Raw genomic sequence first — 320 nt, forward strand, 5'->3', positions numbered from 1 at the left:
TTGATAAAAAAAAGTAAGAACATGGTGGAAAATACAAAGCCTAAGCATCTCACTTAACTTCCACATCAATAACCTTGCGTTCAACCTTGGTCTTAGGAATGGTGATATACAGCACCCCATTTTTCAACTCTGCCTTAACCTTGTCCTTCTCGCAGTTATCCGGAAGCTTCAAGCGGGTATCATAGGAACTATAGCTTCTGCTTGACCAAGAATCATCTCCACCTTGTTCTTGTTCACTCTTGTGGCCACCTTTTATAACAACCACATCATCCTCCACTGATACCTTAACATGTTCCTTGGAAAGACCCGGCATGTCAAAC

1 protein-coding gene is annotated in these 320 nt (G+C 41.9%); it reads right to left on the reverse strand.

The genetic code is table 11. From position 1 onward, the window contains the following. Positions 1–49: 49 nt before the first annotated feature. A partial coding sequence (locus tag L0U89_RS20290) for an Hsp20 family protein (protein ID WP_234863192.1) occupies positions 50–320 on the reverse strand: 271 nt, incomplete at its 5' end.

The organism is Mariniradius sediminis (assembly GCF_021491425.1).
In the GTDB taxonomy this organism is placed as follows: domain Bacteria; phylum Bacteroidota; class Bacteroidia; order Cytophagales; family Cyclobacteriaceae; genus Mariniradius; species Mariniradius saccharolyticus.